Below are 22,645 nucleotides of genomic sequence, written 5' to 3'. Positions count from 1 at the left end.
ATGAAAGAGAAACTGACGATCATAAAAGTAGGCGGTAAACTATTGGAAGACGATGAGCACATTGAAAAACTGGCCGAATATGTGGCCCGGCTGGATGGAAGTACACTCGTCGTACACGGCGGTGGGGCCAAAGCGAGTGAAATCTCCCAGCGGCTCGGATTTGAACCCAAGATGGTCGATGGCCGCCGAATCACCGATGCGGCAGCGCTGAATGTAGCCACCATGGTGTACGCCGGATTGTACAACAAAAAAATCGTCGGCATTTTTCAAAAACACAATGTGCGAACACTGGGGATGTCGGGTGCCGACCTCAATTCTATCCGGGCGCGTCGGCGAACCGTAAAATCCATTGATTACGGGTATGTGGGCGATATTGAAGCGGTCAATAAACGAGCGGTCAAGATGATTCTAAAGTTGGGAGTGACCCCGGTTTTTTGTGCGATCACCCACGACAACGAAGGACAGTTGCTCAACACCAATGCCGATACCATCAGCACTCAACTGGCCACAGCCCTGGCCGAAGACTATGACATTCGATTACTGTTTTGCATGGACAAGGCGGGCGTCATGCTGGATCCGGACGATGATCAAACCCTTATTCACGCAATGAATTACGCTGAATACAAAAGACTAAAAATGGATGAAGTCATTACACTGGGCATGATTCCCAAACTGGACAATGCCTTCTACGCATTGATCAATGGAGTAAGCGAAGTATGGATAACGGGTTTAACCGAATTAACGGAAGCCCGGGAAATGACAGGTACCCGAATATTCGAATAATGAAACCGATTTTAACCCGCCTGCAGGATTTGATTGCCATTCCCTCTTACAGTAAGCAGGAAGATCAGACAGCAGCGTACCTCTACGATGACTTGACCCGTGCGGGGGTTGATGTGGATCAAATGGGCAACAACATTCTGGCTCGAAATTTATACTGGGACGATAACCGGCCTGTCCTGGTACTTAACTCACACCATGACACCGTCAGGCCGGCATCGACCTATACGAAGGATCCCTTTAAACCGAACCTTGAATCAGATCGACTTTATGGGTTGGGATCCAACGATGCAGGCGGCGCACTTTGCTGTCTCATCCAAGTGTTTATAGATTATTACAAAGCCACAGATTTACCTTTCAATCTTTTATTAATTGCTTCAGCCGAAGAAGAAATTTCAGGATCGGGGGGTATAGAAGCAGTGCTTCGGGAAATTCCGACACCGTGGGGCGCTATCGTCGGCGAACCCACACAGATGCGTGCCGCTGTTGCGGAACGGGGTTTGATGGTCGTTGATGGACACTCGGCAGGGGTTTCCGGGCATGCCGCCCGACAGGAAGGCACCAATGCCCTCTACATCGCCTTGGAAGACATCCATGCTATTCGACACTTCACCTTTACCAAAGAATCCAGATACCTTCCGGACACACAGGCCGTGGTCACGCAAATATCAGCGGGTACGCAACACAATGTGGTTCCTGATCGCTGTGATTTTGTAATCGATGTGCGTGTCAACGATCAATATACCAATGAGGAAGTATTTCAACTGCTGGACGGCATCACCCAGTCTACCCTGACCGCCCGTTCGTACCGGTTAAACTCCTCCTTTTTACCCGAAGAACACCCATTGTTCCAGGCCATCCGATCCCTGAATATACCGGTCTACGGTTCACCGACATTGAGCGACCAGGCCCTCATGAATTTCCCAAGTCTGAAAATGGGACCGGGTCGGTCTGCCCGATCGCACACCGCCGATGAATATATTGAGCTGAGTGAGCTGGAAGAAGGATATGTAAAATATCGTGCATTTATTGAATCGCTGAAAAACAACTTACCATGAAAAAGCTTTGGAGTGATCAACAGAATATAAATAAGAAAATCGAACAGTTTACCATCGGCCATGATGCCGCTTTGGATGAGCGGATTGCTTCCTATGATCTCTTGGGCAGCATGGCGCATGCCATTATGTTGTACGAGACCGGAATCATTGAAAAAGAGGATGCTTCCGCACTATTGGATGAGCTTAAAACCTTATTGAACCAGGCCGATCAAGGCCGTTTCACCATAGAGCATGGTGTGGAAGATGTGCACTCTCAAGTCGAAATGAACTTAACCGCCAAAATCGGTCAGGCGGGAAAAAAATTACACACATCCAGAAGTAGAAATGATCAAATTCTAGTTGATCTGAAGCTGTATTACCGCGATTATTTGATTGTACTCTGTGAAAAATTGGATCGGATGATTCAATTATTCTTAAAACAATCCGAAAAGCACCGGGATGTGCTCATGCCCGGCTATACGCATATGCAGGTTGCGATGCCGTCGTCGTTTGGACTTTGGTTCGGGGCTTATGGAGAAACTCTAATTCATGATTATGCCGTCGTCCGAAACATCCTCGATGTTATCAATCACAATCCTTTGGGTTCCGCAGCAGGCTATGGGACATCATTCCCCATCGACCGGAAGCGTACGACGGAATTGCTTGGTTTTGCTGATCTGGAATACAATGTAATCGCGGCCTCTATGAACCGGGGAAAAACAGAATATCTGATGGCGAATGCCTTTGCCAGCATCGGATTGACCCTGGCAAAATTTAGCATGGATGTCTGTCAGTACAACTCCCAGAATTATGGTTTTATTACGCTGCCCGACGAATATACGACCGGTTCCAGCATAATGCCGCACAAGAAGAACCCCGATGTCTTTGAACTTTTAAGAGCTAAATTCAATGGTCTGACCACCCTACCTCATGAAATCACCGCCATTATCCAGAATCTTTCGACTGGATACCACCGGGATTATCAACTACTCAAAGAAGTATTTTTTCCTAAAATGGAAATATTAGAAGATGCACTGGATATTCTGGAGTATGTCATTGACAAAATAAAGGTCAAAGACGGTTTGATGACCAATCCTCTTTACGCACAAGCGTTTTCCGTGGAACTCATTAAGGAAAAGGTAGATCAGGGATTGCCATTTCGGGAAGCCTATTTGGAGGTCAAAACACAGCTCGATTCAGGAACCGGGGATGTACCCGAAATTAATCACATCCATGAAGGCAGCATTGGCCAACTGAACACGACTGAAATACTTCAGAAGCTCGACCGGATTAAAACACAAAACCCATTACCGGATATCAAGGCTGTTTTTGATCGTCTTCGGAATTTTCAGGTCTAAGTAATCCGGTCTCTGTTCCGAAAAACTTGGTAAATTGGACCATGTGATTGGCTAGGTCTCCGTTATTAGTGGCCTTGTAGTAGGAATCAGCCATGGTCCGCAGGGTTTGGAAAATAAACTTATCCATCTCGTCGACGCGAAACTCCTTGGTCCACAGATCCAGCTTCATGGTTTCTTCCGACTCCTCATCATACAGAGACAGAAAGATACTTTTCACTGCTTTAAATCCAGCGGCCTGGCTATCATCCGCTTTCCACCGGATCTCCGTTGGCACCTGCTCATCATCCAGTGTAACTTCTATTTCTATTTTAGACTTTTTCATATTAAGGTAATTAAATTATTGTTGGTTAAGTTGATCATGATTATAGACCAAAGTTTATAGATTATAGTTTATAGTTTATAAACTATAGACTACTAACTAAATATCCCGCCTTTTTCATCAAACGCAATATACCTTTATATCCATACAAATGGGCGGCACCAACGGCAATAAATCCGGAAGTATGCATCAAATCCTCTACCAGACGAAGAGCCATTTGCTCATTGCGCTGATAGAGTAGAATGTGACGCAGCTTTCCAAGTTGACTTTTAGATCGTTGGTATAATTGCCTGGTATTTCGCGATGCATAATCTTGAAGCAGGGCTTGGATTTGATTTTTCGCTTTAGCCGGTTGTCTTCCAAGTTGACGCAATGCCTTGACCTGATAAGCGATGGGAATCTGCTGAAATATGGCCAGTTGTTTTCGCTGGCTTTCCAAATACCGCATTTCTTTGCCTTGATCCCGCGCATACTGGTATAGGTAATAATCCAATATCTCATCCGAAGTCTTTTGAAGGACTGACGTCTGAATAATATTCGCCACAATCATCGGGTAAAAATGTCGCAATGGATGAATATCCACCCCGAATGCCCGAAAAATAATTCGGCGCAGCCGGCTATAATGGTGGAAAGACATTATGTCGGTGAGTTCCTGCCCTCGGGGCATGCGTTGTAACTCCGCCAAAGATCCCAGACCTTTTGATTCCATTTCCAACTCTGAATAATACACTTCACTCCGATTGATGCAACTTTTGATCAGTGGCATGTTCCCAAATGCCAGGGCATCACGGACATGCATCGTTCCAAAAAGGAACGAATCAAATCCCTGCGGTGAAGTTACCCGCCATAGAAGTGCTTCGGTCAATGGAATTTTTATTTTTTCAGGATATGATTTATTTTATTCTTCACCTTGGTCATAATCATGAGGTAGCACATATGAATTTTTGACTTGAGATAAAGTCATCAAAGTCTTCAAACGACCAATTTCCTCTATTTTTGATAAGGTATTGAATAATAGGTTTTCATAGGTCGGAATATCCTTGCAAATAATTTTCATCAATGCATCAGCCTCCCCTGTGATTATATAACATTCAACGACTTCGTCGATTTCATTGACTTTTTCCAGAAAGTTATCCAGTGCATTATCCATATTCCACGCGATCTCCACCAATAAGTAAGTTTGCACATTCAGTCCGATGGCGTTGCGGTTGACATGCGCATGGTAACTGGCCAACACCCCATTGGATTCTAATTTTTTCACCCGTTCTAAGGTGGGGGCTGGTGAAAGGCCAACGCGCTTGGATAGTTCCAGGTTGGTTATTTTACAGTTTTCCTGTAAAATCTTGATAATCTGATTATCAATTAAATCTAATTTTGAATTTGCCATGATAAAATTTTTTAAGTTAATAGTATAAGTAGGTCATTTCTAGCTGCATTCATCCAGTCCAATTAGTTAAAATTGGAATTTGCCATTTCTGGAGATGCCACTTTATATTTTCTTTTAGCGATCGTGAATTATGGGAACACACCCAGTTGAGAATAATCTGATGCCACTTTATTTAAAGCTACCGCATAGGCTGCTGAGCGCATATCCGGAATATCTGATTTTTTCATTTCTGCACGGATGGAGCTGTAGGCCGTGATCATGGTTTCTTCCAAGCCGGAGCGTACTAAATCAATCTCATCTCCACCTTTGGTCAGATCCAGTTTCTCTTCCACGTTTACCTTTTCACCGGTAAGGCGTTCGATAAGGTTCACCATACTGATGTAAGTATTCTCGTTGAACCGTTTATCCATTCGGCCAAAACGCACATGATCCAAATTTTTGAGCCATTCAAAATAGGACACCGTCACCCCACCAGAGTTGGCGAACAAGTCCGGAATGATAATAACATTGTTGTCCAATAATATTTTTTCGCCATCAGCGGTAATTGGTCCATTGGCTGCCTCAGCCACTATTTTAGCCCGAACCCGATCCGCATTATCAGCGTGCAGCTGATTCTCCAAAGCAGCTGGGATAAGTACGTCGCACTCTACATATAGGGTATCAAACCGATCGTCCATGTTTTCAGCGCCTTCAAAATCCAGAATTGAGCCTGTTTCTGCCCGGTGCTTGATCAACTTCTCCACATCGATTCCATCCGCACTATATATGGCACCTTCATACTCTGACACAGAGACGATCTTCATGCCCCCTTCCTTTTGACAAATGGTGGCAGTGTGTGAACCGACATTACCCAATCCCTGGATCGCTATGGTCTTCCCTGCGGTACCGGTTGGCATGTTGATGCTGTTCATCAATTCTTTATCCTGAAGCACCTCTCGAGTAGCGTAATATACACCGCGACCAGTAGCTTCTGTCCGGCCCCGAATTCCACCGATCTGAACCGGCTTTCCCGTGACACAGGCTGAAGCATTTATATCTTCCCCCCCCAGAATGCGGTACGTATCAACGATCCACCCCATTTCTCGTGCACTGGTTCCATAATCCGGTGCGGGAACATCAATGCCGGGGCCTATAAATTTCTTTTTGATAAGTTCCGTGGTATATCGTCGGGTAATATTTTCCAGTTGTTTTACTGTATAATTCCGGGGACTTATTCGCACCCCCCCTTTGGCTCCTCCGAAGGGCACATCGACCAAAGCACATTTAAAAGTCATCAATGACGCCAGTGCCATCACTTCCTGCTGATTAACCACTGAACTGTATCGTATCCCCCCCTTGGTCGGTAAACGGTGGTGAGAATGCTGGATACGGTACGCTTCGATCACCTCAATTTCTCCATCGATTTCCACCGGAAACTGCATTTGATATACGGCATTACACGCTTTGATCTGTGCCAACATGCCGCGATCAATTTTGGTGTATTTTGCGGCATTGTCAAAATTACGGCTAAAGCTTTCATAAAACTTATTTTCTTCGGTGGTAGTTGCGGTAGGCTGATCAGTCATTTTTTCTATTAAATCTCTTTTCAAGTTTTGCAATTTTTCGATCCATAAATATCAGGTACGAAAAGATACCCAGGAGCACTAATACGACCACAGCGACCACGACATACATCTTGCCCATACTGTGCATAAAATCTCCAGCTAAAATTATTTGAGCCACAAAAATAGCTACATTTGTCATATAAACCTAATATTATTGTTATCTAAATTATATTCTTAGTATTTTCTAGCAAGAATGTTTAATTCTCGAACTCTTGTGGCCAAATCAGCCAGCCACCAACCAAACAATGCCCATCCAATGATGGCCGGATAAAAGATCATCCGCATCGTACTGTCGAGGTCTTCCCCCCCCATCGCCGGATTACCACCACTTCCAGGGTGCAGACTTTCAGACATGCGGGGTATAATATACAGCAGTGGAATTAAGGCTATAAAAGCAAAAATATTGAACACCGCTGATAAACGAGCTTTCCGATAGGGATCGCGAACGGAATTTCGCAGCAAAAAATAAGCGGCATAAATCAACAATGCAATGGCTGTTGTCAACTGTTTGATGTCCCAGGACCAGGCTTTCCCCCAAGTGTATTGCGCCCATATCATCCCCGTCAAAACGCCAAGTATTCCAAAGAAGAAACCCACCTGGGTCAGCGCCATCGCCCGGGAATCAAGAGCCAAAGAACCACTCCGCAGATTTCGTACACTATAAACCACCGCACCCGTCAACAGGATCATCATAGCCATCCATAAGCTAACATGGAAATACGTGTTTCGAATCGTTTCCTGCAATATCGAACGATAGGGAAAATGCATATTTTCCACTACGTTTAGCCCCCTCAGGTTGATCGCCGACCAGCCTGCTGTAGTTGCAACCGCTGAATCTGCGGCGGCTAGATACACCGCACGAGGAAGCACCGGGGTACCTTGTTCGGGAATATCCAGAATTAAGGTCAGATCGCTGTGTGTACCTCCATCCGGCAACTGTGAAGGCAGGTCAAAGACTGTCGTCAACTGATCCTCAGCGGATACATCCACACTTTTTGCGGCAATCAAATGATCATCATCGTATTTGAGCCAGGATCGGATCTGAGATTCATTTTCTGCAGAAAGATCAGCATTGTAAGTGGTGATTTCAAACCGGGCTTCTTCGCCACCTTTCACCTGAAAAGGCTGTATTCTCGTAATTCCGATTCCAATCGGAATCAGCAATCCGGCAATATGAACATAAAGTAATATCAGTATTGATAGAATTTTCCACCACTTCATAGGCAACGTCGGTTAATATCTTCTGTATGTACACAAACTCATCGCCCTTAAAGTTCATTTGATTTGTGAACTCTTTCGAATTTAAGGTCGAAAAATAAAAAGTCAAATATACAACTACTTCAGGTATTTAAAATACGAAAAGCAACATATTAATAAGTTGAATTATAGACTCCAACTACTTCCTTTAAGAAGTTTAATTTATTTATGGATACACATTGCAACTCAATCTTTCCAAACGTAAGGGAAAAGAACTACTGCTCCGACGGTAAAAATCAATCCCAAACCGGTCAGAATCGATGCATCGGACCACCAGTTGTTCGCCGCTGGGTTAAGACCGATGGCAATCGCCCCAATATTGTACAGTTCCAGCACGACAGGGATGATCAATGGTAGACTCAAAACAGGATACAGAGATTGGGAACGATCCGTCCGATGCGCAATGGCGTTAACCAAATGACTTATGGCACTAAAATTCAACGCTGCTAAGACCAATGATACAAAAAATCCCCCCGGAATGCGAATAGCCTGTCCAAAGAACAAAATCATCAACCCCCACAGAACCAACAGTAAGATCAGATTTTTAAGAAATGAAATGACCATCTTGGACAAGAGGATGACCTCCGGTGCATACAACTGGTAAAACCATACGAAGTCATGTGTAAACGTATCCTTAAATGCAGTCACCGAGGCATTGATCAACGAGAAAATGGCAATGACCCAGAACATGGACAACCAAAGCTGCCCGGCCATATCCCGAAAAATAAGATAAATGATAAAAGTCGAGGCCAAGAGGTACTGCAAAGTTGCCATCCAACTGGTGAGATCTTTATAATCCCGGTACCATTCCGTTCTCAATAAGGAAATATACGCTTTCAATCCAGAGTCATTTATTAGTGGTACTAAAATTCCAATCCATCGAAGAATTAAGCCGAAGGTACGCTATTCATGATTTGATCATCCTAAGTTAACATTCTGTTCATCTTACGCCCTTAGATTTGCATCAAAATAAAGAATAAAAATATGAAAAACATGAAAAAACAAACACTATTAGGAATATTCCTACTTGCATGCATTATCCTAAATTATGGTTGTGACACCCCCAAACCGATAGAACCTTCCGCTATCCAAATTACCGGAATTGTGATCGAAGTCAGTACCGATGCACCCATACCGGATGTCCAGGTCCGGACAGGATTAAAAAGCACCGTGACCGGATCCGATGGCAGATTTACCATAGAGGCCATCAAAAATGATACAGTGACATTTTCCAAAGCCGGTTATCTGGACACAAGCCTCATCGTAAATAAAGGCCAGTCGATCTCAATCAGATTACACCGAAAAGGCCAGTCGATCGAAACTGTCGTACTCACAGGACTTACCTCAGGTGATATGACACTGACATCCGATAAGGTGTATGAACTGGATAAGAAGTTTGTCGTAGCAAATGGCCATACGGTGACTATTGAACCCGGAACCATCATCAAAGGCCGGGAAGGAGTCGGATCTTTAGCTTCAGCTTTTATCGTGGCACAGGGCGGTAAAATCATGGCAGAAGGGACTGCTGAGCAACCAATCATATTTACCTCCGTCCTGGACAATATTACCCCTGGTCAAAAATGGGGAGATAATTTGACCGCAATCGACCGAGAAAAATGGGGCGGACTCATTATCCTGGGTAAAGCGCCCATTTCTGCCGGTGACGGCGACATCGAAGCACAGATCGAAGGCATCCCAGCGGACGAAGAATTTGGCAAATACGGCGGAGACGTCCCAGATGACAACTCTGGAGTTTACAAATACATCTCCGTTCGTCACGGCGGTGCCCTCATCGGTGATGGCAACGAAATCAATGGGATCACGCTGGGTGGTGTAGGATCAGGAACTGTGTTTGAAGACATCGAAGTATCAGCTACGCTGGATGATGGCGTTGAATTCTTTGGCGGAACTGTCAATGCAAAAAACATCATTGTTTCCTACCAAGGGGATGATGCTATTGACCTCGATCAAAATTATTCCGGCACCATTGAAAATGTTTTGGTTATCCATGGTGGTGACGATTCCGATAAAGCACTCGAAATCGATGGTCCGGAAGGAAGTCTTTCCGATGGATTGTTTACGATCGATAAGGGCACCTTTATTTTCACCGGAGGTAGTGGTACCGGTGCAGACCTGAAATCCAAAGGTCAAGGTACGATCAAAAATTCACTGTTCATAGGTTATGAAGATAGGGCTACTATTCTGATCAGGGACGATTTTGATGCAGACAATAATTGCGCCGATAGAGAAGATTCTTTCGATTATCTCGTGGCTGACGAGCCAAGATTGATATTTGAGAACATTGAAATCCTCAGCAGTTCCCCCTTGGATATTCTTGTTCATTTGTACACCAGCACATGCCAGGAATCTATTACTCCGGAAATGGAAAAACTGATGCTTGACGTCATCACTAACACAAATACGAAAGTAGTCACAGAACCTTCCGGAAATGTAGGAGCAAATGTTTCTGTCTTTGGATGGACATGGTCTGCTTTTCAGAAATTCTATCAGTAACCACTTGTGGAATCTGAATATAATCGCAGGAGGGTTATTGGAATGCCTTCCTGTGATTTTTATCATAAAATCGCACTTATGAAAAAGAGCTTAATATTACTACTACTAACCCTTCTATATTTTCCATTGATGGGGCAGAAAGGCCTGGTGAGGGGCACTCTTTATGACGGCGACACAGGAGAACCTGTTCCTTTTGCCACCGTTTATCTGGAAAGTGACAAAGGGATCGGCACCAGCACTGATCTCGATGGCACCTTTGAATTCCAATTGCCCGCAAAAATCTACAGTATCACGTTTTCATACATCGGCTATACATCGACAACGGTACACGATTTAGAAGTTAGGGAAGATGCTATTCAAGTCATCAATCCAAATATATATCCAGCCATGGAAACCCTTTCCGAGATCGTGGTCGTCGCCAGTCAAATACGCAACACACAATCTGCCTTACTCACCATAAAACGAAAATCACCCAATGTGGTTGACGGCGTATCCAGGGAGTTGTTTTCCAAAACTGGTGATGGTGATGCAGGTTCAGCCATCAAGCGTGTCACGGGTGTATCGGTCGTAAATGGTAAGCATGTTCTGGTCCGTGGTCTGGGAGATCGATACTCCAAAACGGTACTCAATGGAACGGAAATACCCGGACTTGATCCGGATAAAAACAGCGTCCAGTTTGACCTTTTCCCTACCCTGATCATCGAAAACATTTTGATCTCAAAGACATTTATGCCCAATCTACCGGGCGATTTTTCAGGTGGTCTTGTCAATATATATACAAGAGAATTCCCAGAAAGCCCACTTTTCAGGATTTCAGCGTCTGTGGGGTATAACCCATCCATGAATCTGGTAAATAACTTTCTGTCGTACGATGGATCCAAAACCGATGCACTGGGCTGGGACAACGGGTCAAGAGATTTACCCTTTGAGAAAACAACCAACATACCCGACCCGATACACAAAAACCATCAGTTATCAACCCTCACAAGTCAATTCAATCCCCGGATGAGTTCCATGGAAGTAAAAAGTGCTCCAGATCAATCCTATAGCATTGTTTATGGGAATCAATTTGATCTGGGAAGCGGCAAACTCGGTATAATAGGAACAGCTAATTACAAGGTTTCATACCGCACATTTCCGGAATTGGAATATAATACCTATTTAAAATATCCGGATACTGCCAATTTCAATCTCCTCCGAAACCGATCGATTCATGGACGAAGATCAGACCAAGAAGTGCTTTTGACAGGCATAGCCGGAATTAATTACAAATTGAAACGCACCAAAATCGGTATCAACTGGTTCCATATCCAAAATGGTACATCACGTGCAGCGAAACTTGACCAAATCAATTCCGAAACCAATCCATCCACTATTGTTAAGACAAACCTGGGTTACCGTGAACGATCCATGGACCACATCCGAGTCAATGGGAAGCACCATATGGGCTCGGACAATTGGGAGCTGGACTGGACATTGTCCCAAACAAAGTCCACTCTGAAAGAACCGGATAACAGAGTGACTACATATCAGACCCTTGATCGCGGAGAGGAAATCAGCTATGAATTAAATGCCAGCGTGGGCGGCGGCGTTCATCGAGTATGGCGGACCTTGCAGGAAGATAATTATGCCGGCATGCTGGACGTATCCTATGCGATCGATTCGCAGAATAATCGCACATCCTATATCAGAGGCGGAGGTGGTATGACGTACAAGGATCGGAGATATGAGATTTTGAACTATTTATTTCGAGTCGAGCAGTCAGGAAAAATCGGACTCAACGGTGACCCCGACCAATTGTTTCTACCACAAAACATCTGGGATCCAAACTCGCGAACAGGCACCTATGTCAGAGGAAATTATGAACCGGCCAACACCTATAAAGCCAATCAAACCATCTTTGCCGGGTATGTGATGAATGATCTGTCACTTGGTAGCCGTTTGAAAACGATATATGGTGCCAGAATGGAACAAGTGGTCAATCGGTATACCGGCCAGAATAATTTGGGAAGTGAACGGTACGAGAACCAGAAAGTCTTCGATCAATTAGATATCCTGCCTTCGTTCAATATCATATATGCCGCTACAGATAAAATCAACATCCGATTGTCCGCCAACCGGACGCTGGCCAGACCAACATTCAAGGAGAAATCGCTGGCTCAGATTCAGGATTTAATTTCAGGTAAAACCTTTATTGGGAACTTAAATCTTGATGCCACAGAAATCAATAATTTTGACTTGAGATTTGAAAACTATTTTGATTTGGGCCAACTGGTGTCACTGAGCGGATTCTACAAACAATTGTTTGCTCCAATTGAGTTAGTAGCCTATTCCGATGCTTCACCTGATAATGTGCAACCACGAAATAGTACCAAAGCAACCATTTTGGGAATTGAACTGGAATTAAAGAAAAACTTAGCGTTCATGGCTCCTGTTTTGCAGGGAGCCACCCTCAGTGGAAATGTAAGCTTTATCCGATCTAATGTCAAACTAGGAGAATCCGAGTATCAATCCAGACTGCACAATGCCAGATCCGGTGAATTGATATCCTCGACTCGGTCACTCGTTGATCAGGCGCCGGTGATCGCCAATGTGTTTTTACAATACGCTACCCTTAATAAATTGTTGGATTTAAACCTGAGTTATAACTATCAGGGTAAGCAGTTAACTATCGTGGGAATCGGACGAAATTCTGACATTTATACCCAGCCGACACACAGTCTCAACTTTACTGCGCGAATGAACATGAAAAAAACAAACCGTGTACATCTATCTCTATTAATTAAAAACATATTGGACCATGAACATATCCAGGTGTATCAATCTTATGGCTCGATCGATCGAATAAGTGAGCGATACCGGCCAGGCAGATCGGTGTCACTTGGCCTATCCGTCGCCCTTTAAGAATTTTTATACCGTGATTTTATGGATCAGTTGGCCATTGCTGGCCAACTTTCTTTGTTTCAAAACATTCGCTTCTAATTTTCTTTGGTGACTCCGGTAAATTGACCGATAAACAAAGGCAGTCCCTTTTCGTGATCCACGATCAGGTACAAAAATGGTTTATTGAACTGGATGGCCGGAGGTATGCTAGTCGTACCTACACCAATGGTGGTCACTGCAGCACCCTCCACCCCTTTCTCATCCATTTTGAGATAAACATCATGCAGGGTTCGGGAGACAAACAACGAAGGGCCCACTTTGGATTCACCCATGAAACCCAGGTCCGCTTTACCCGGATCAAAGGCAGATGTCATGCCAAGTGATTGCAACGCTTGATTCAGCGGCAAGTGCGTTTTGGTTTCTATAACCGGCATTTCCAGTACAACCCGTGCGTTCTTAAACCCGAGCGACTGATTCCAGATCTCAGTGATCATCGGTGACTTTATCAAATCGGACAATTCATCCGGATTCTGTGGCATGATGAGGTAGGTATAAAGCGATGAGTCAGCCAGCGGGAGTTTGACTACTTGTGTTCCACTGATATTCAGGTGGTCCACCGCACCTGTCCGATGCATGGTAGGAATCGTAATTTCTTCGCCTCGAGCTGTCACAAATTTTCTGTCCGAAGTAGCTTGCTCCTGAAACCCAGTTACCCAATCGGCCTTTAGATACAATGCATTGATCAGAAATAATACCTCCTGATCGGATATATCTTGGATTACTTCCTTGATTTTGTCGTACGTTTTATTACTGACCCACTCATTAATTGATTCCACAGCCTTTGACGAACCAAAGTCCAGCTCCGCTTTGTGCACATCAAAATAAGTCTCCAGTCGATTTACAAAATCCTCCGCCAACGCCACCCGGCTGTCATCGTAAAACAACGCATTGTGAATATCGAGGTGTCCGTCCCGGACTAATCCATTAAAATACCTCAACAGGGATTTTGTACGCTTATTCAGCCTTTCTAAATCCCAATTGGTCGTTCCATCCATCACACGAAGCAATTCACCAATCTCTTCTTTGGTGTCCCCATCAGCACCATTGTATACCATACACAACGCCAGTTGAATACTGAGCGGAGAAATTACAAAGTTCTCGTCTTTATAGTCTTGCGATGTCGCCTGATAGAGGTCCTGACTCGTTTCTTGCATATCCGAAATTTCATACCCATGGTCCAAAAAATGATCTTTATCCATCAGCTCCTTTTGGTCACAGGAAAATAACACGCCGATCATTACTACCATCCATAGGATAAAACTATCGTTTTTGAAGTACAAGGAAACGGTGGAAGTATTCATCATAAAACTATTTGCTTTAGTTAGAAAATCAGGTCAACTAAGAATCATCTTCTAGCTATAAAAACGAATAGCCCTTCCAAATTGTTGCAAACGGTCAAGCGGGTGATCAGGTTCGGGGCACTTTCGACGTGCCACGCAACAGGTATCAGGCGTGCGCGCCACATTGTACCGTGCGCTAGGGTACGCGGTAGAAACTTCTTTTTGTGTGTACTCAATACTATGATCTATCCTCACCGGCTAAATTCAGAAGATGCTTTCCATTCCGGCGTCACCTCCCCCATGGCCAGCTTCCATCCAATGTTGTAATACATCTGAACATCTTCTGTGATTCCCCGAAAATCCATTTCTTCTCGATATTCGTCAGAAGGCTGGTGGTAATGATTGTTCGTATACTCATCCATTTTCTGCTGTGCAAAATCCTTTCCTTTTTCTCGGTTCTCGAACGCTCCTTTGGCATACAAGGCTGGAACCCCAATTTTGGCAAAATTAAAATGGTCACTTCGGAAAAAATAACCTTTCTCCGGCTCCTGATCGGGAACGACATAGCGATCCATCCTTTGCGCCTCTTCTTCCAATATTTCATCGAAAGTCGAATGTCCGTATCCGATCATAGTGACATCCTTCATCGGCCCGAGTGCCTCCAAAGCATCCAAATTCAGATTGGCTACCGTAGTCGATGGTGGATAAATGGGATGCTCCGCATAATACTTTGACCCGAGAAGCCCTTGTTCCTCTGCGGTCACAAAGAGAAAAATGATCGACCGCTCTGGCTGGATGTTATTCTTTACGTAGGTCCGACCAATTTCCAGCAAGGCCGCCACACCGGTTCCATTGTCTATAGCACCATTGTAGATACTGTCGCCATTGACGGGCGTAGCGATCCCAAAATGATCCCAATGGGCCGTGAAAATGATATTTTCATCATGCTCAGCTGCCCCCGGAATCCGGGCTATCACGTTATTGCTTTCGTTATAGGTCATTTTATTCCGAATGGATAAAGACCATTCCACACCTAGTGGTACGGATTCAAAACCGGGTTGAGCAGCCTGTTCCTTTAACGTCTCAAAGTCCTGTCCTGCCAGGTCAAACAATTCCGTAGCAGCTTCTGTGGTGATCCATCCCTGAACCTTGCTTTTGTCCGCTCCTTTATTCTCTTGCTGCAACCCTTGCTGAGAACTTGTCCAGGAGTTCCGCACGACCGACCAGGGATACCCGGCCATATCGGTATCATGTACGATCAGGATACCGGCGGCGCCTTGACGAGCTGCTTCTTCATATTTATAGGTCCACCGCCCATAATACGTCATCGCGGCTCCTTTGAAAAAGGTCGAATCCCCACTGTACAGTCCGGGATCGTTGACCAGGACCACGATGGTTTTTCCTTCGACATCCACGCTTTCAAAATCATTCCAATCGTATTCCGGTGCCAAAATCCCATAGCCCACAAAGACAAACTCACTGTTCTCCAGGTGGACTTCTTCTTGCTCACGCTCGCTGTAAGCCACAAAGTCTTCCCCCAGGGACCATTGTACCGTACTATTTCCTCCTTGGAGTGTTGTTTCCGGATCTGGCGAACCTTTGATATCCACCAATGGCACTTTTTGGACATAAGAATCTCCATTCCCGGGCTCGAGGCCAAAGCTTTTCAATTGAGTCATGAGGTAATCAATCGTTTTCGTTTCTCCTTCGGTAAACGGCATCCGCCCCAAAAAAGCATCTGAGGATAATGTTTTGGTATAAGATCGCAGAGAATCTTCCTGAACCTGTCCTTGAAGGGTGACCTTTTTGTCGCTCAACTGACAAGCTGTGAATAATCCACTTAGGAGGATAATTAAATAAGAAATACGAAAAATTGCCATAATTTGTGATTTCTAACAAAATTAAAAAAATACTTCAGAATCATAACCATCGTATGATCTGAAAAATAACGTGGATACACATGAAAGCAAAAAAGCGGTATCTTTCTCTGGATGTCTTCCGTGGCGCGGCAGTATGCCTGATGATCTTGGTGAACAACCCCGGCAGCTGGGGACATATTTTTGCTCCGCTAAGACATGCGTCCTGGCATGGATTAACCCCCACAGATCTTGTTTTTCCATTTTTCCTGTTTGCGGTGGGAAATGCGATGGCGTTTGTCATTCCCCGCGCCATTGAAAAAGGTCCGCGATCTTTTTGGACCAAGGTGCTGTGGCGTAGTTTTATGATATTTATGATCGGTCTTTTTCTGAATTGGTATCCCTTTGTCCGCTGGAGTGGAGACAGCCTGTCCTGGATTCCCTGGGTCACGAATGAGACCTCCGGTGTGCGCATCTTTGGTGTACTGCAACGCATCGCAGTAGGGTATTTCCTCGCTTCGGTTCTGGTTTTCTATTTTTCCCTTCGGACGGTAGCCCGCATCGCAGGAGCTCTGCTGTTACTGTACTGGGGCATCGTTTACTTTGGTAACCCGGAGGATCCGTATTCGTTGGAGGGGTTTATCGGCAACGATATAGATAAGTTCATCCTGGGGATCCCTCACCTGTATAAAGGGGAGGGCGTCCCTTTTGACCCCGAGGGACTCTTAAGCACCATTCCGGTCGTCGCACAGGTGTTGTTTGGATACCTGATCGGCACAGCGATTACCAGGCAGGATCAAACCCGTCCTCATATTCTGACCACTAAGTTGTTTGTGCGGGCGGTGGCATTTTTGATTATCGGATACTGCTGGAGTTTGACTTTTCCGGTCAATAAAAAGATCTGGACCAGTTCCTTTGTCCTGGTCACCACCGGGTTGGCCACAGCTTTGATCGCTTACATGATCTATTTTATTGAAATTAAAGAGCAAAAAGGGTTCGTAACCCGATTCTTTGAGGTCTTTGGAAAAAACCCGTTATTCATCTTTGCACTCAGTGCGTTTTTACCCAAAACAGCCCGTTTAATCCCGTTGGGCGATGGGGTGACCCCCTGGAACTTTTTATATAAAAAAGGGTTTATTCATGCCCCCGGCCCTCCGGAGATCGGTTCGTTTCTATTTGCGCTTTCAGTCATATTGTTTATGTGGCTGATTGCCTGGTGGATGGACCGAAAAAAGATATACATCAAGGTTTGAATTACCTGACGTACCGGGCCCTTCATGAACTCATTCTCTACGGACGTCAAGGTAGGAAAAAAGGAATCTACCGGTTGATTTCTCAGCCATTCCAATACCAGAACTGTTTTGAATTCAATGACTCACCTTAGGGTGAGCGGAATACAAAATCTTGATTGAGTAATCTGACGCCGGCGAGTTAGCCGTGCTTATTTCCGAAAATTTGCGAAATTTGCGGGAAATACTTCAGCGTATGAACTTTCTTCCTGGCCGCTGATTATTCTACTTATGAGTAGATACATCGAACAGACCAAGACACCTAAGACGATTTAATTAAAATGAAAAACACTTCTTTGAACGATACCATTGTAGCCGTAGCTACTCCGCCCGGGGAAGGCGCTTTGGCCATCATCCGATTAAGCGGACCGGAGAGTTTTCCGATCGTAGATAATCTGTTTCGGAATAAAGATCTTTCCAGGGCCGAAAGTCATACCCTGCACTATGGCACCCTTTATAAAGAAAACGGAGAAATTCTGGATGAAGTAGTGGTCAGTTTGTTCCGCAACCCGCGATCCTACACCGGCGAAGATGTGGTGGAAGTCAGTTGCCACGGGTCTTCCTTTATCATTCAACAAATTATGGAAACCTGCATCGGTGCCGGCGCCCGCATGGCCAACCCCGGTGAGTTCACGATGAGAGCTTTTCTGCACGGCAAGATGGATCTCAGTCAGGCCGAGGCCGTAGCTGATCTGATCGCTTCCGAGTCCAAAGGGGCGCATGATCTGGCGCTAAAGCAAATGCGGGGTGGGTTTTCGGAGGAAATCAAAAAGCTGCGGGAGGAATTGATCCAGTTTGCCAGCCTCATCGAACTCGAACTCGATTTCTCCGAGGAAGATGTGGAATTTGCCAATCGGGACGACCTCAAGTCATTGATCCGGGACATCCTGAAATACATCCGTTCGCTCAAAGATTCGTTCCAGCTGGGGAATGTGATCAAAACGGGCGTGTCGACCGCCATCATTGGTCGTCCCAATGCCGGAAAATCCACCCTGCTCAACACCATTCTTCGGGAAGACCGCGCCATTGTCAGCGATATTGCCGGCACCACCCGGGATACCATCGAATCTTATTTTAACATCGATGGGATCCGTTTCCGGTTGATCGACACGGCTGGTATCCGGGAAGCGGAAGACACCATTGAACGCATTGGGGTAGAACGATCCCTGAAGGAAATGGAGTCCTCCAGTCTGGTGTTGTATATTTTCGATGCGACGGAGCTCGATCCTGTACAACTCGTGGAAGAATTGGAGAAGTACCCGCTGGGTGATAAGAACCTGTTGATCATAGCGAATAAAATGGACCTCAATCCCTATTTAAAACCAGAGGAATACTACAGTGGAGACCTGATTCGAAAGGACAATTTTATCACGTTGTCCGCCATCAATGAAATGAACATCCCCTATCTCCAGGAAAAAATGGTCGAAAAAGCACTCCTGGGAGTGCCCGGTCAGGACGATGCCATCATCAGCAACAGTCGCCATTATGAGGCCTTGCTTCGGTCAGAGAACAGCCTTCAGCAAGCACTGGACAATCTCAGCAGTGGGATTACCGGAGACTTTGTGGCCATGGACATCCGCCATGCGCTCCAGGCATTGGGTGAGATCACCGGCGAAGTAACAACTGATGATTTACTGGATAAGATTTTTCGGGATTTTTGTATTGGGAAGTGATGCATTAGTGAACAAATAGAACGCACATTACGCAGATCGGACGGATCATCACGGATAAAGAACTTGTCCGCTGTAGGAAGATCAGTGAAATGATGCAGCAAGATGAAGAATACATGGAGGATGTCTTTGGAGATCTGTTCACAGAAGCCGGCTGGATACCTTTGGTAAAAATCGGTAAGAACCAATTGGATGCATTGCTGGAATATCTAAAATTACCAGGAACTTATAGCTTTTTCAAATCTGGTGTCAGTGATGCCCTTGAACAAATATGGTATCATTTTCCGGAAAAAAGAGCTGAAATTGAAACCATATTTGGAGAACTCCTTGACTACCTCCACGATTCAACACCTGAAGAAAATGTGATCGATACGTTGTTCAATGGCCTTTTGATATGTAATATCCCTGACCTAATTTTAAAGCAATTCATTCCTCAGATCGAAAAGATGTACAAAAAGGACTATGTTGATTCTTCGATTTGTGGGTCCTTTGATGAGGTGAAAAAGAAAATGCTTAATAGATCTCAGTCTTTTAAATGGAAACGGGATTTGAAAGACTTACAAGCAATCTACGACAGTTTTACGACTCCCTTAAAGCCGCTTCCCGGGGTTCATTCCCCTCTACAAAGCAGTCAAACAGTGATTCATACTTCAAAAAAAGTGGGCCGGAATGATCCTTGCCCCTGCGGAAGTGGTAAAAAATATAAAAAGTGCTGCTTACGTAAATAATAAACCGCATGCAACCTCCAGATCACATCCGAAAACATTTGTCCAACGACCCGATCCTTAAACCCCTGATCGATAACTGTGTGCTCAGAGACCGACCCGGCCAACCAACGGTATATGAGGCCCTCCTCCGTTCAATCAACTTTCAACAATTATCAGGTGCTTCAGCCACAGCAATACACACTCGATTCTTGAATTTGTTTCCTGGTCAATACCCCGATCCGAATAAAATTATCCATATGGCTCCGGATGAATTGCGTGGAGCCGGTCTGTCGCGACAGAAAGCAACCTATGTACTTAACACCGCAAAATTCTTTCTGGAAAACAACCTCATGAATAAAAACTGGAACCCAATATCCGATCATGACATCATCAAAGAACTTACCCGAATCAAGGGAGTCGGTCGCTGGACGGTCGAGATGATTCTGATGTTTACCTTAAAACGCCCAGATGTATTGCCTCTGAATGATCTCGTCGTCCGAAACAATATCATCGATCTGTATGATGTGAAGGACCTGAAAGGAAAAGCACTCACACAAAGGTTACACGAAATCGCTGAACCCTGGCGGCCTTACCGCACGACAGCGAGCCGATACCTGTGGCAAGGAAAAGATACCCCAGTCTAGTTTGGATGTCATGGAAAGAACAGCCCATAAAATAGGATATTCAAATCCTTTTTAGGATATTTGGATTAAGCTGCAATGCAAATGCTAAGTAATTATGAATTGGCAACCCACCCTAAAAAACGATCTGGTCACACTCAGACCCGTCGAAGAAAAAGATCTGGAGCCGCTCTATGAGGTCGCTCGGGATCCCATGATATGGAGTCAGCATCGCTTCAAAAGATATATCCGAAGTGAATTTGAGGCTTTCTTTGATGATATGATCGCAGCAAAAAGTTCTTTTATTATTTTAGATCAAGCCAATGGCCAATTCATAGGTAGTTCCGGGTATAAAATAATTAACGGATTTGAAGACGGCATTGAAATCGGAGGTACTTTTTTTTCCCGTAATTATTGGGGAGGTCCGTATAACCGAACAGTCAAAAAAATGATGATCGATCATGCTCTGCACTATGTGGAGTACGTCCTATTCCATGTCCATATGACCAATATCCGATCTCAAAAAGCCGTTGAAAAATTAAACGGACGGAAAATATCCCCCTCCGAATTCACAGATATCCCCGCCAAAAGCAACGAACACATCAGGTATTTGATCTGTAAGGATTGTGGTCCGGAGTTGCCAGAAATGATCCACAGTCCGGGACATTCATATATGGCCGGACCAAGAACAACAAAATAACTATGCATAGTGAATCTATCTTTGGGGGACTAAAGAATGTCGCAAATTGGATTTATGAATAATCCGGGCTTAGGGTTCCAAAATAAACCGGCAGAGTTCTTCCTTAAGATCTTCCTCATTCATCTTCCTGGCTAACTCAACGGCTCTTTCCTTATAGCTTTCATTGGTGTATAGATCAAGAATCTTTGATTCCACAGCCGTGCAGGTAAATCGATGAATGGATGGTCCTTTCGGGCCTATTCCGCGCTCAGCTATTAAATCGTTCCACACAAACTGATCAAAGATATGGGGGATAATCAGGGTGGGACATCCCCACTTCAATCCATTGTGTGTAGTCCCAGATCCGCCATGATGGATCACACTATGGATGTGTCGAAAAATATAATCATAAGGGATGGAAGAGACGAATAAAAATTGAGTGTGATCATAATCCGAGGGCGCGATCAGACCACCGGAAAAGGTATTGAAAATGACCGGAATATTGTACTTCGTGAAGATATCCATAAAAATACGGGTGACTTTTTCCGGATTCCTATTGATCATGCTGCCAAAGGTGACAAACACTATCTTTTCATGCGCGATTAAAAAATCGAGCAGCTTCTGATCCGGGTACCACGTGGATCTTCGCGTGCGCTGGTAAAATCCCAATACTTTGGAATGATCTTCCCAATAGTCCGGCTGTGGAAACAGAGCTCTAGAAATGGTATATATCGTTTTGTTCCGTTTTAAAAATTTCCGGATTTTGGAGGCGTTTGTTTTTTCTCCAATGTTGCTTTTTCTCGCAGAAAGTGCGATGCCTTGGCTAATTAAATAATGAGCGAAACGGTAGGTCCATTTATTGATCATGGGTCCAAAATCAGTTCTGAACAATAGAAAAGAATGATTTTGGACGTAGTGATACAGAAATGGAACAGGAAGTAAAAGAATGGCTTTGCCCGGATGGTCCATACTCCATATCACTGGATAATTGGTCAGACCACTGTAGATGACTTTATCCGGTTTTACTTCTGAGATGACTTGGGACTGCCGGTACACAAGTGCTCTGCTGTAGGCGAGACCATCCAGATAAAGTCTGCGGTATTCCCCCAGCTTACGCAGACTAAACTTTTCTTTCAACGTGTGACTCAAACGATCTTTTAGTAATGCATGAGAAATACCCCCGTCAAGCGATAAGAATTCCATCCGGGACTCGATAACCAGGGACTCAAACTCACTCTCAAAAGCACAAATCACTTCGTGCCCCTGTTCTTTCAGCAGTTCACCTATAGCAAGGAAAGGCTCTATATCCCCCCGGGTCCCCAGGGATGTAAGTAAGATCCGCATT

Annotated in this window: 20 protein-coding genes; 10 read left to right on the top strand and 10 right to left on the bottom strand. The window is 44.7% G+C overall.

What is annotated here, in order from left to right; all coding sequences use genetic code 11:
- From argB to argH, 3 genes are read left to right on the top strand one after another with little or no spacing between them, the layout of a single operon-like run.
- Entirely contained in the window at positions 1 to 783 is a 783-nt protein-coding gene (gene argB / locus KUV50_RS18335) for an acetylglutamate kinase (protein ID WP_222581664.1), read from the top strand.
- Entirely contained in the window at positions 783 to 1,838 is a 1,056-nt protein-coding gene (locus KUV50_RS18330; protein ID WP_222581663.1) for a M20/M25/M40 family metallo-hydrolase, read from the top strand. Before argB ends, KUV50_RS18330 begins: the two co-directional genes overlap by 1 nt.
- Complete coding sequence (gene argH, locus KUV50_RS18325; RefSeq protein WP_222581662.1) at positions 1,835 to 3,175, top strand: argininosuccinate lyase; 1,341 nt, start codon at positions 1,835 to 1,837, stop codon at positions 3,173 to 3,175. The genes KUV50_RS18330 and argH overlap by 4 nt, the downstream gene beginning before the upstream one ends.
- Here argH and gldC read toward each other — a convergent pair.
- The 7 genes from gldC to KUV50_RS18290 form a co-directional block, all read right to left on the bottom strand.
- Positions 3,135 to 3,497 carry a gliding motility protein GldC gene (gldC, locus tag KUV50_RS18320; protein WP_222581661.1) on the bottom strand — a complete coding sequence of 121 codons (363 nt, stop codon included), beginning with the start codon at positions 3,495 to 3,497 and terminating at the stop codon, positions 3,135 to 3,137. The genes argH and gldC overlap by 41 nt on opposite strands.
- Positions 3,498 to 3,579: 82 nt before the next feature.
- On the bottom strand, positions 3,580 to 4,359 hold the full coding sequence (locus tag KUV50_RS18315; RefSeq protein ID WP_222581660.1) for a TraB/GumN family protein: 780 nt from the start codon (positions 4,357 to 4,359) through the stop codon (positions 3,580 to 3,582).
- Positions 4,360 to 4,392: 33 nt separating this feature from the next.
- Positions 4,393 to 4,881 carry an Lrp/AsnC family transcriptional regulator gene (locus tag KUV50_RS18310; protein ID WP_222581659.1) on the bottom strand — a complete coding sequence of 163 codons (489 nt, stop codon included), beginning with the start codon at positions 4,879 to 4,881 and terminating at the stop codon, positions 4,393 to 4,395.
- Between the two features lie 128 nt (positions 4,882 to 5,009).
- Positions 5,010 to 6,446 carry a Glu/Leu/Phe/Val family dehydrogenase gene (locus KUV50_RS18305; protein WP_222581676.1) on the bottom strand — a complete coding sequence of 479 codons (1,437 nt, stop codon included), beginning with the start codon at positions 6,444 to 6,446 and terminating at the stop codon, positions 5,010 to 5,012.
- Positions 6,439 to 6,555 carry a CcmD family protein gene (locus KUV50_RS19815; RefSeq protein WP_410000069.1) on the bottom strand — a complete coding sequence of 39 codons (117 nt, stop codon included), beginning with the start codon at positions 6,553 to 6,555 and terminating at the stop codon, positions 6,439 to 6,441. The genes KUV50_RS18305 and KUV50_RS19815 overlap by 8 nt, the downstream gene beginning before the upstream one ends.
- A 104-nt stretch (positions 6,556 to 6,659) precedes the next feature.
- Entirely contained in the window at positions 6,660 to 7,706 is a 1,047-nt protein-coding gene (gene ccsA, locus KUV50_RS18295) for a cytochrome c biogenesis protein CcsA (RefSeq protein ID WP_222581657.1), read from the bottom strand.
- A gap of 222 nt (positions 7,707 to 7,928) precedes the next feature.
- Positions 7,929 to 8,582 carry a heme exporter protein CcmB gene (locus KUV50_RS18290; protein WP_222581656.1) on the bottom strand — a complete coding sequence of 218 codons (654 nt, stop codon included), beginning with the start codon at positions 8,580 to 8,582 and terminating at the stop codon, positions 7,929 to 7,931.
- 153 nt (positions 8,583 to 8,735) lie between these two features.
- Between KUV50_RS18290 and KUV50_RS18285 the strand changes: the two genes are divergently transcribed.
- Together KUV50_RS18285 and KUV50_RS18280 are read left to right on the top strand one after the other, a co-directional pair.
- Complete coding sequence (locus tag KUV50_RS18285) at positions 8,736 to 10,256, top strand: carboxypeptidase-like regulatory domain-containing protein (RefSeq protein WP_222581655.1); 1,521 nt, start codon at positions 8,736 to 8,738, stop codon at positions 10,254 to 10,256.
- 78 nt (positions 10,257 to 10,334) lie between these two features.
- Positions 10,335 to 13,160 carry a TonB-dependent receptor gene (locus KUV50_RS18280; protein ID WP_222581654.1) on the top strand — a complete coding sequence of 942 codons (2,826 nt, stop codon included), beginning with the start codon at positions 10,335 to 10,337 and terminating at the stop codon, positions 13,158 to 13,160.
- A 74-nt stretch (positions 13,161 to 13,234) separates the two neighbouring features.
- Here KUV50_RS18280 and KUV50_RS18275 read toward each other — a convergent pair whose 3' ends face one another.
- Together KUV50_RS18275 and KUV50_RS18270 are read right to left on the bottom strand one after the other, a co-directional pair.
- Complete coding sequence (locus KUV50_RS18275) at positions 13,235 to 14,503, bottom strand: serpin family protein (RefSeq protein ID WP_222581653.1); 1,269 nt, start codon at positions 14,501 to 14,503, stop codon at positions 13,235 to 13,237.
- A 227-nt stretch (positions 14,504 to 14,730) separates the two neighbouring features.
- On the bottom strand, positions 14,731 to 16,359 hold the full coding sequence (locus KUV50_RS18270) for a M28 family metallopeptidase (RefSeq protein ID WP_222581652.1): 1,629 nt from the start codon (positions 16,357 to 16,359) through the stop codon (positions 14,731 to 14,733).
- Positions 16,360 to 16,439: 80 nt separating this feature from the next.
- On the opposite strand from KUV50_RS18270, the gene KUV50_RS18265 reads away from it, so the two are divergent.
- From KUV50_RS18265 to KUV50_RS18245, 5 genes are all read left to right on the top strand, one after another.
- Positions 16,440 to 17,588, top strand: a complete 1,149-nt coding sequence (locus tag KUV50_RS18265) for an acyltransferase family protein (RefSeq protein WP_222581651.1) — start codon at positions 16,440 to 16,442, stop codon at positions 17,586 to 17,588.
- A gap of 317 nt (positions 17,589 to 17,905) precedes the next feature.
- Positions 17,906 to 19,297 carry a tRNA uridine-5-carboxymethylaminomethyl(34) synthesis GTPase MnmE gene (gene mnmE / locus KUV50_RS18260; protein ID WP_222581650.1) on the top strand — a complete coding sequence of 464 codons (1,392 nt, stop codon included), beginning with the start codon at positions 17,906 to 17,908 and terminating at the stop codon, positions 19,295 to 19,297.
- A gap of 89 nt (positions 19,298 to 19,386) precedes the next feature.
- Entirely contained in the window at positions 19,387 to 20,022 is a 636-nt protein-coding gene (locus KUV50_RS19505) for a YecA family protein (RefSeq protein ID WP_261395402.1), read from the top strand.
- An 8-nt stretch (positions 20,023 to 20,030) separates the two neighbouring features.
- The gene (locus KUV50_RS18250) at positions 20,031 to 20,645 is read left to right on the top strand and encodes a DNA-3-methyladenine glycosylase family protein (RefSeq protein ID WP_222581649.1); all 615 of its coding nucleotides are present in this window, start codon (positions 20,031 to 20,033) and stop codon (positions 20,643 to 20,645) included.
- Positions 20,646 to 20,739: 94 nt separating this feature from the next.
- Positions 20,740 to 21,321 carry a GNAT family N-acetyltransferase gene (locus KUV50_RS18245; protein WP_222581648.1) on the top strand — a complete coding sequence of 194 codons (582 nt, stop codon included), beginning with the start codon at positions 20,740 to 20,742 and terminating at the stop codon, positions 21,319 to 21,321.
- Between the two features lie 69 nt (positions 21,322 to 21,390).
- Here the strand turns inward: KUV50_RS18245 and KUV50_RS18240 are convergent, their stop codons facing one another.
- The gene (locus KUV50_RS18240; protein WP_222581647.1) at positions 21,391 to 22,644 is read right to left on the bottom strand and encodes a glycosyltransferase; all 1,254 of its coding nucleotides are present in this window, start codon (positions 22,642 to 22,644) and stop codon (positions 21,391 to 21,393) included.
- Position 22,645: the final 1 nt, after the last annotated feature.

The sequence above is a fragment of the Membranihabitans marinus genome (assembly GCF_019802045.1).
GTDB lineage: Bacteria > Bacteroidota > Bacteroidia > Chitinophagales > Saprospiraceae > Membranihabitans > Membranihabitans marinus_A.
The sequence above is the reverse complement of the archived record's forward strand: the minus strand, read 5'-3'. Positions and strand labels throughout refer to the sequence as shown.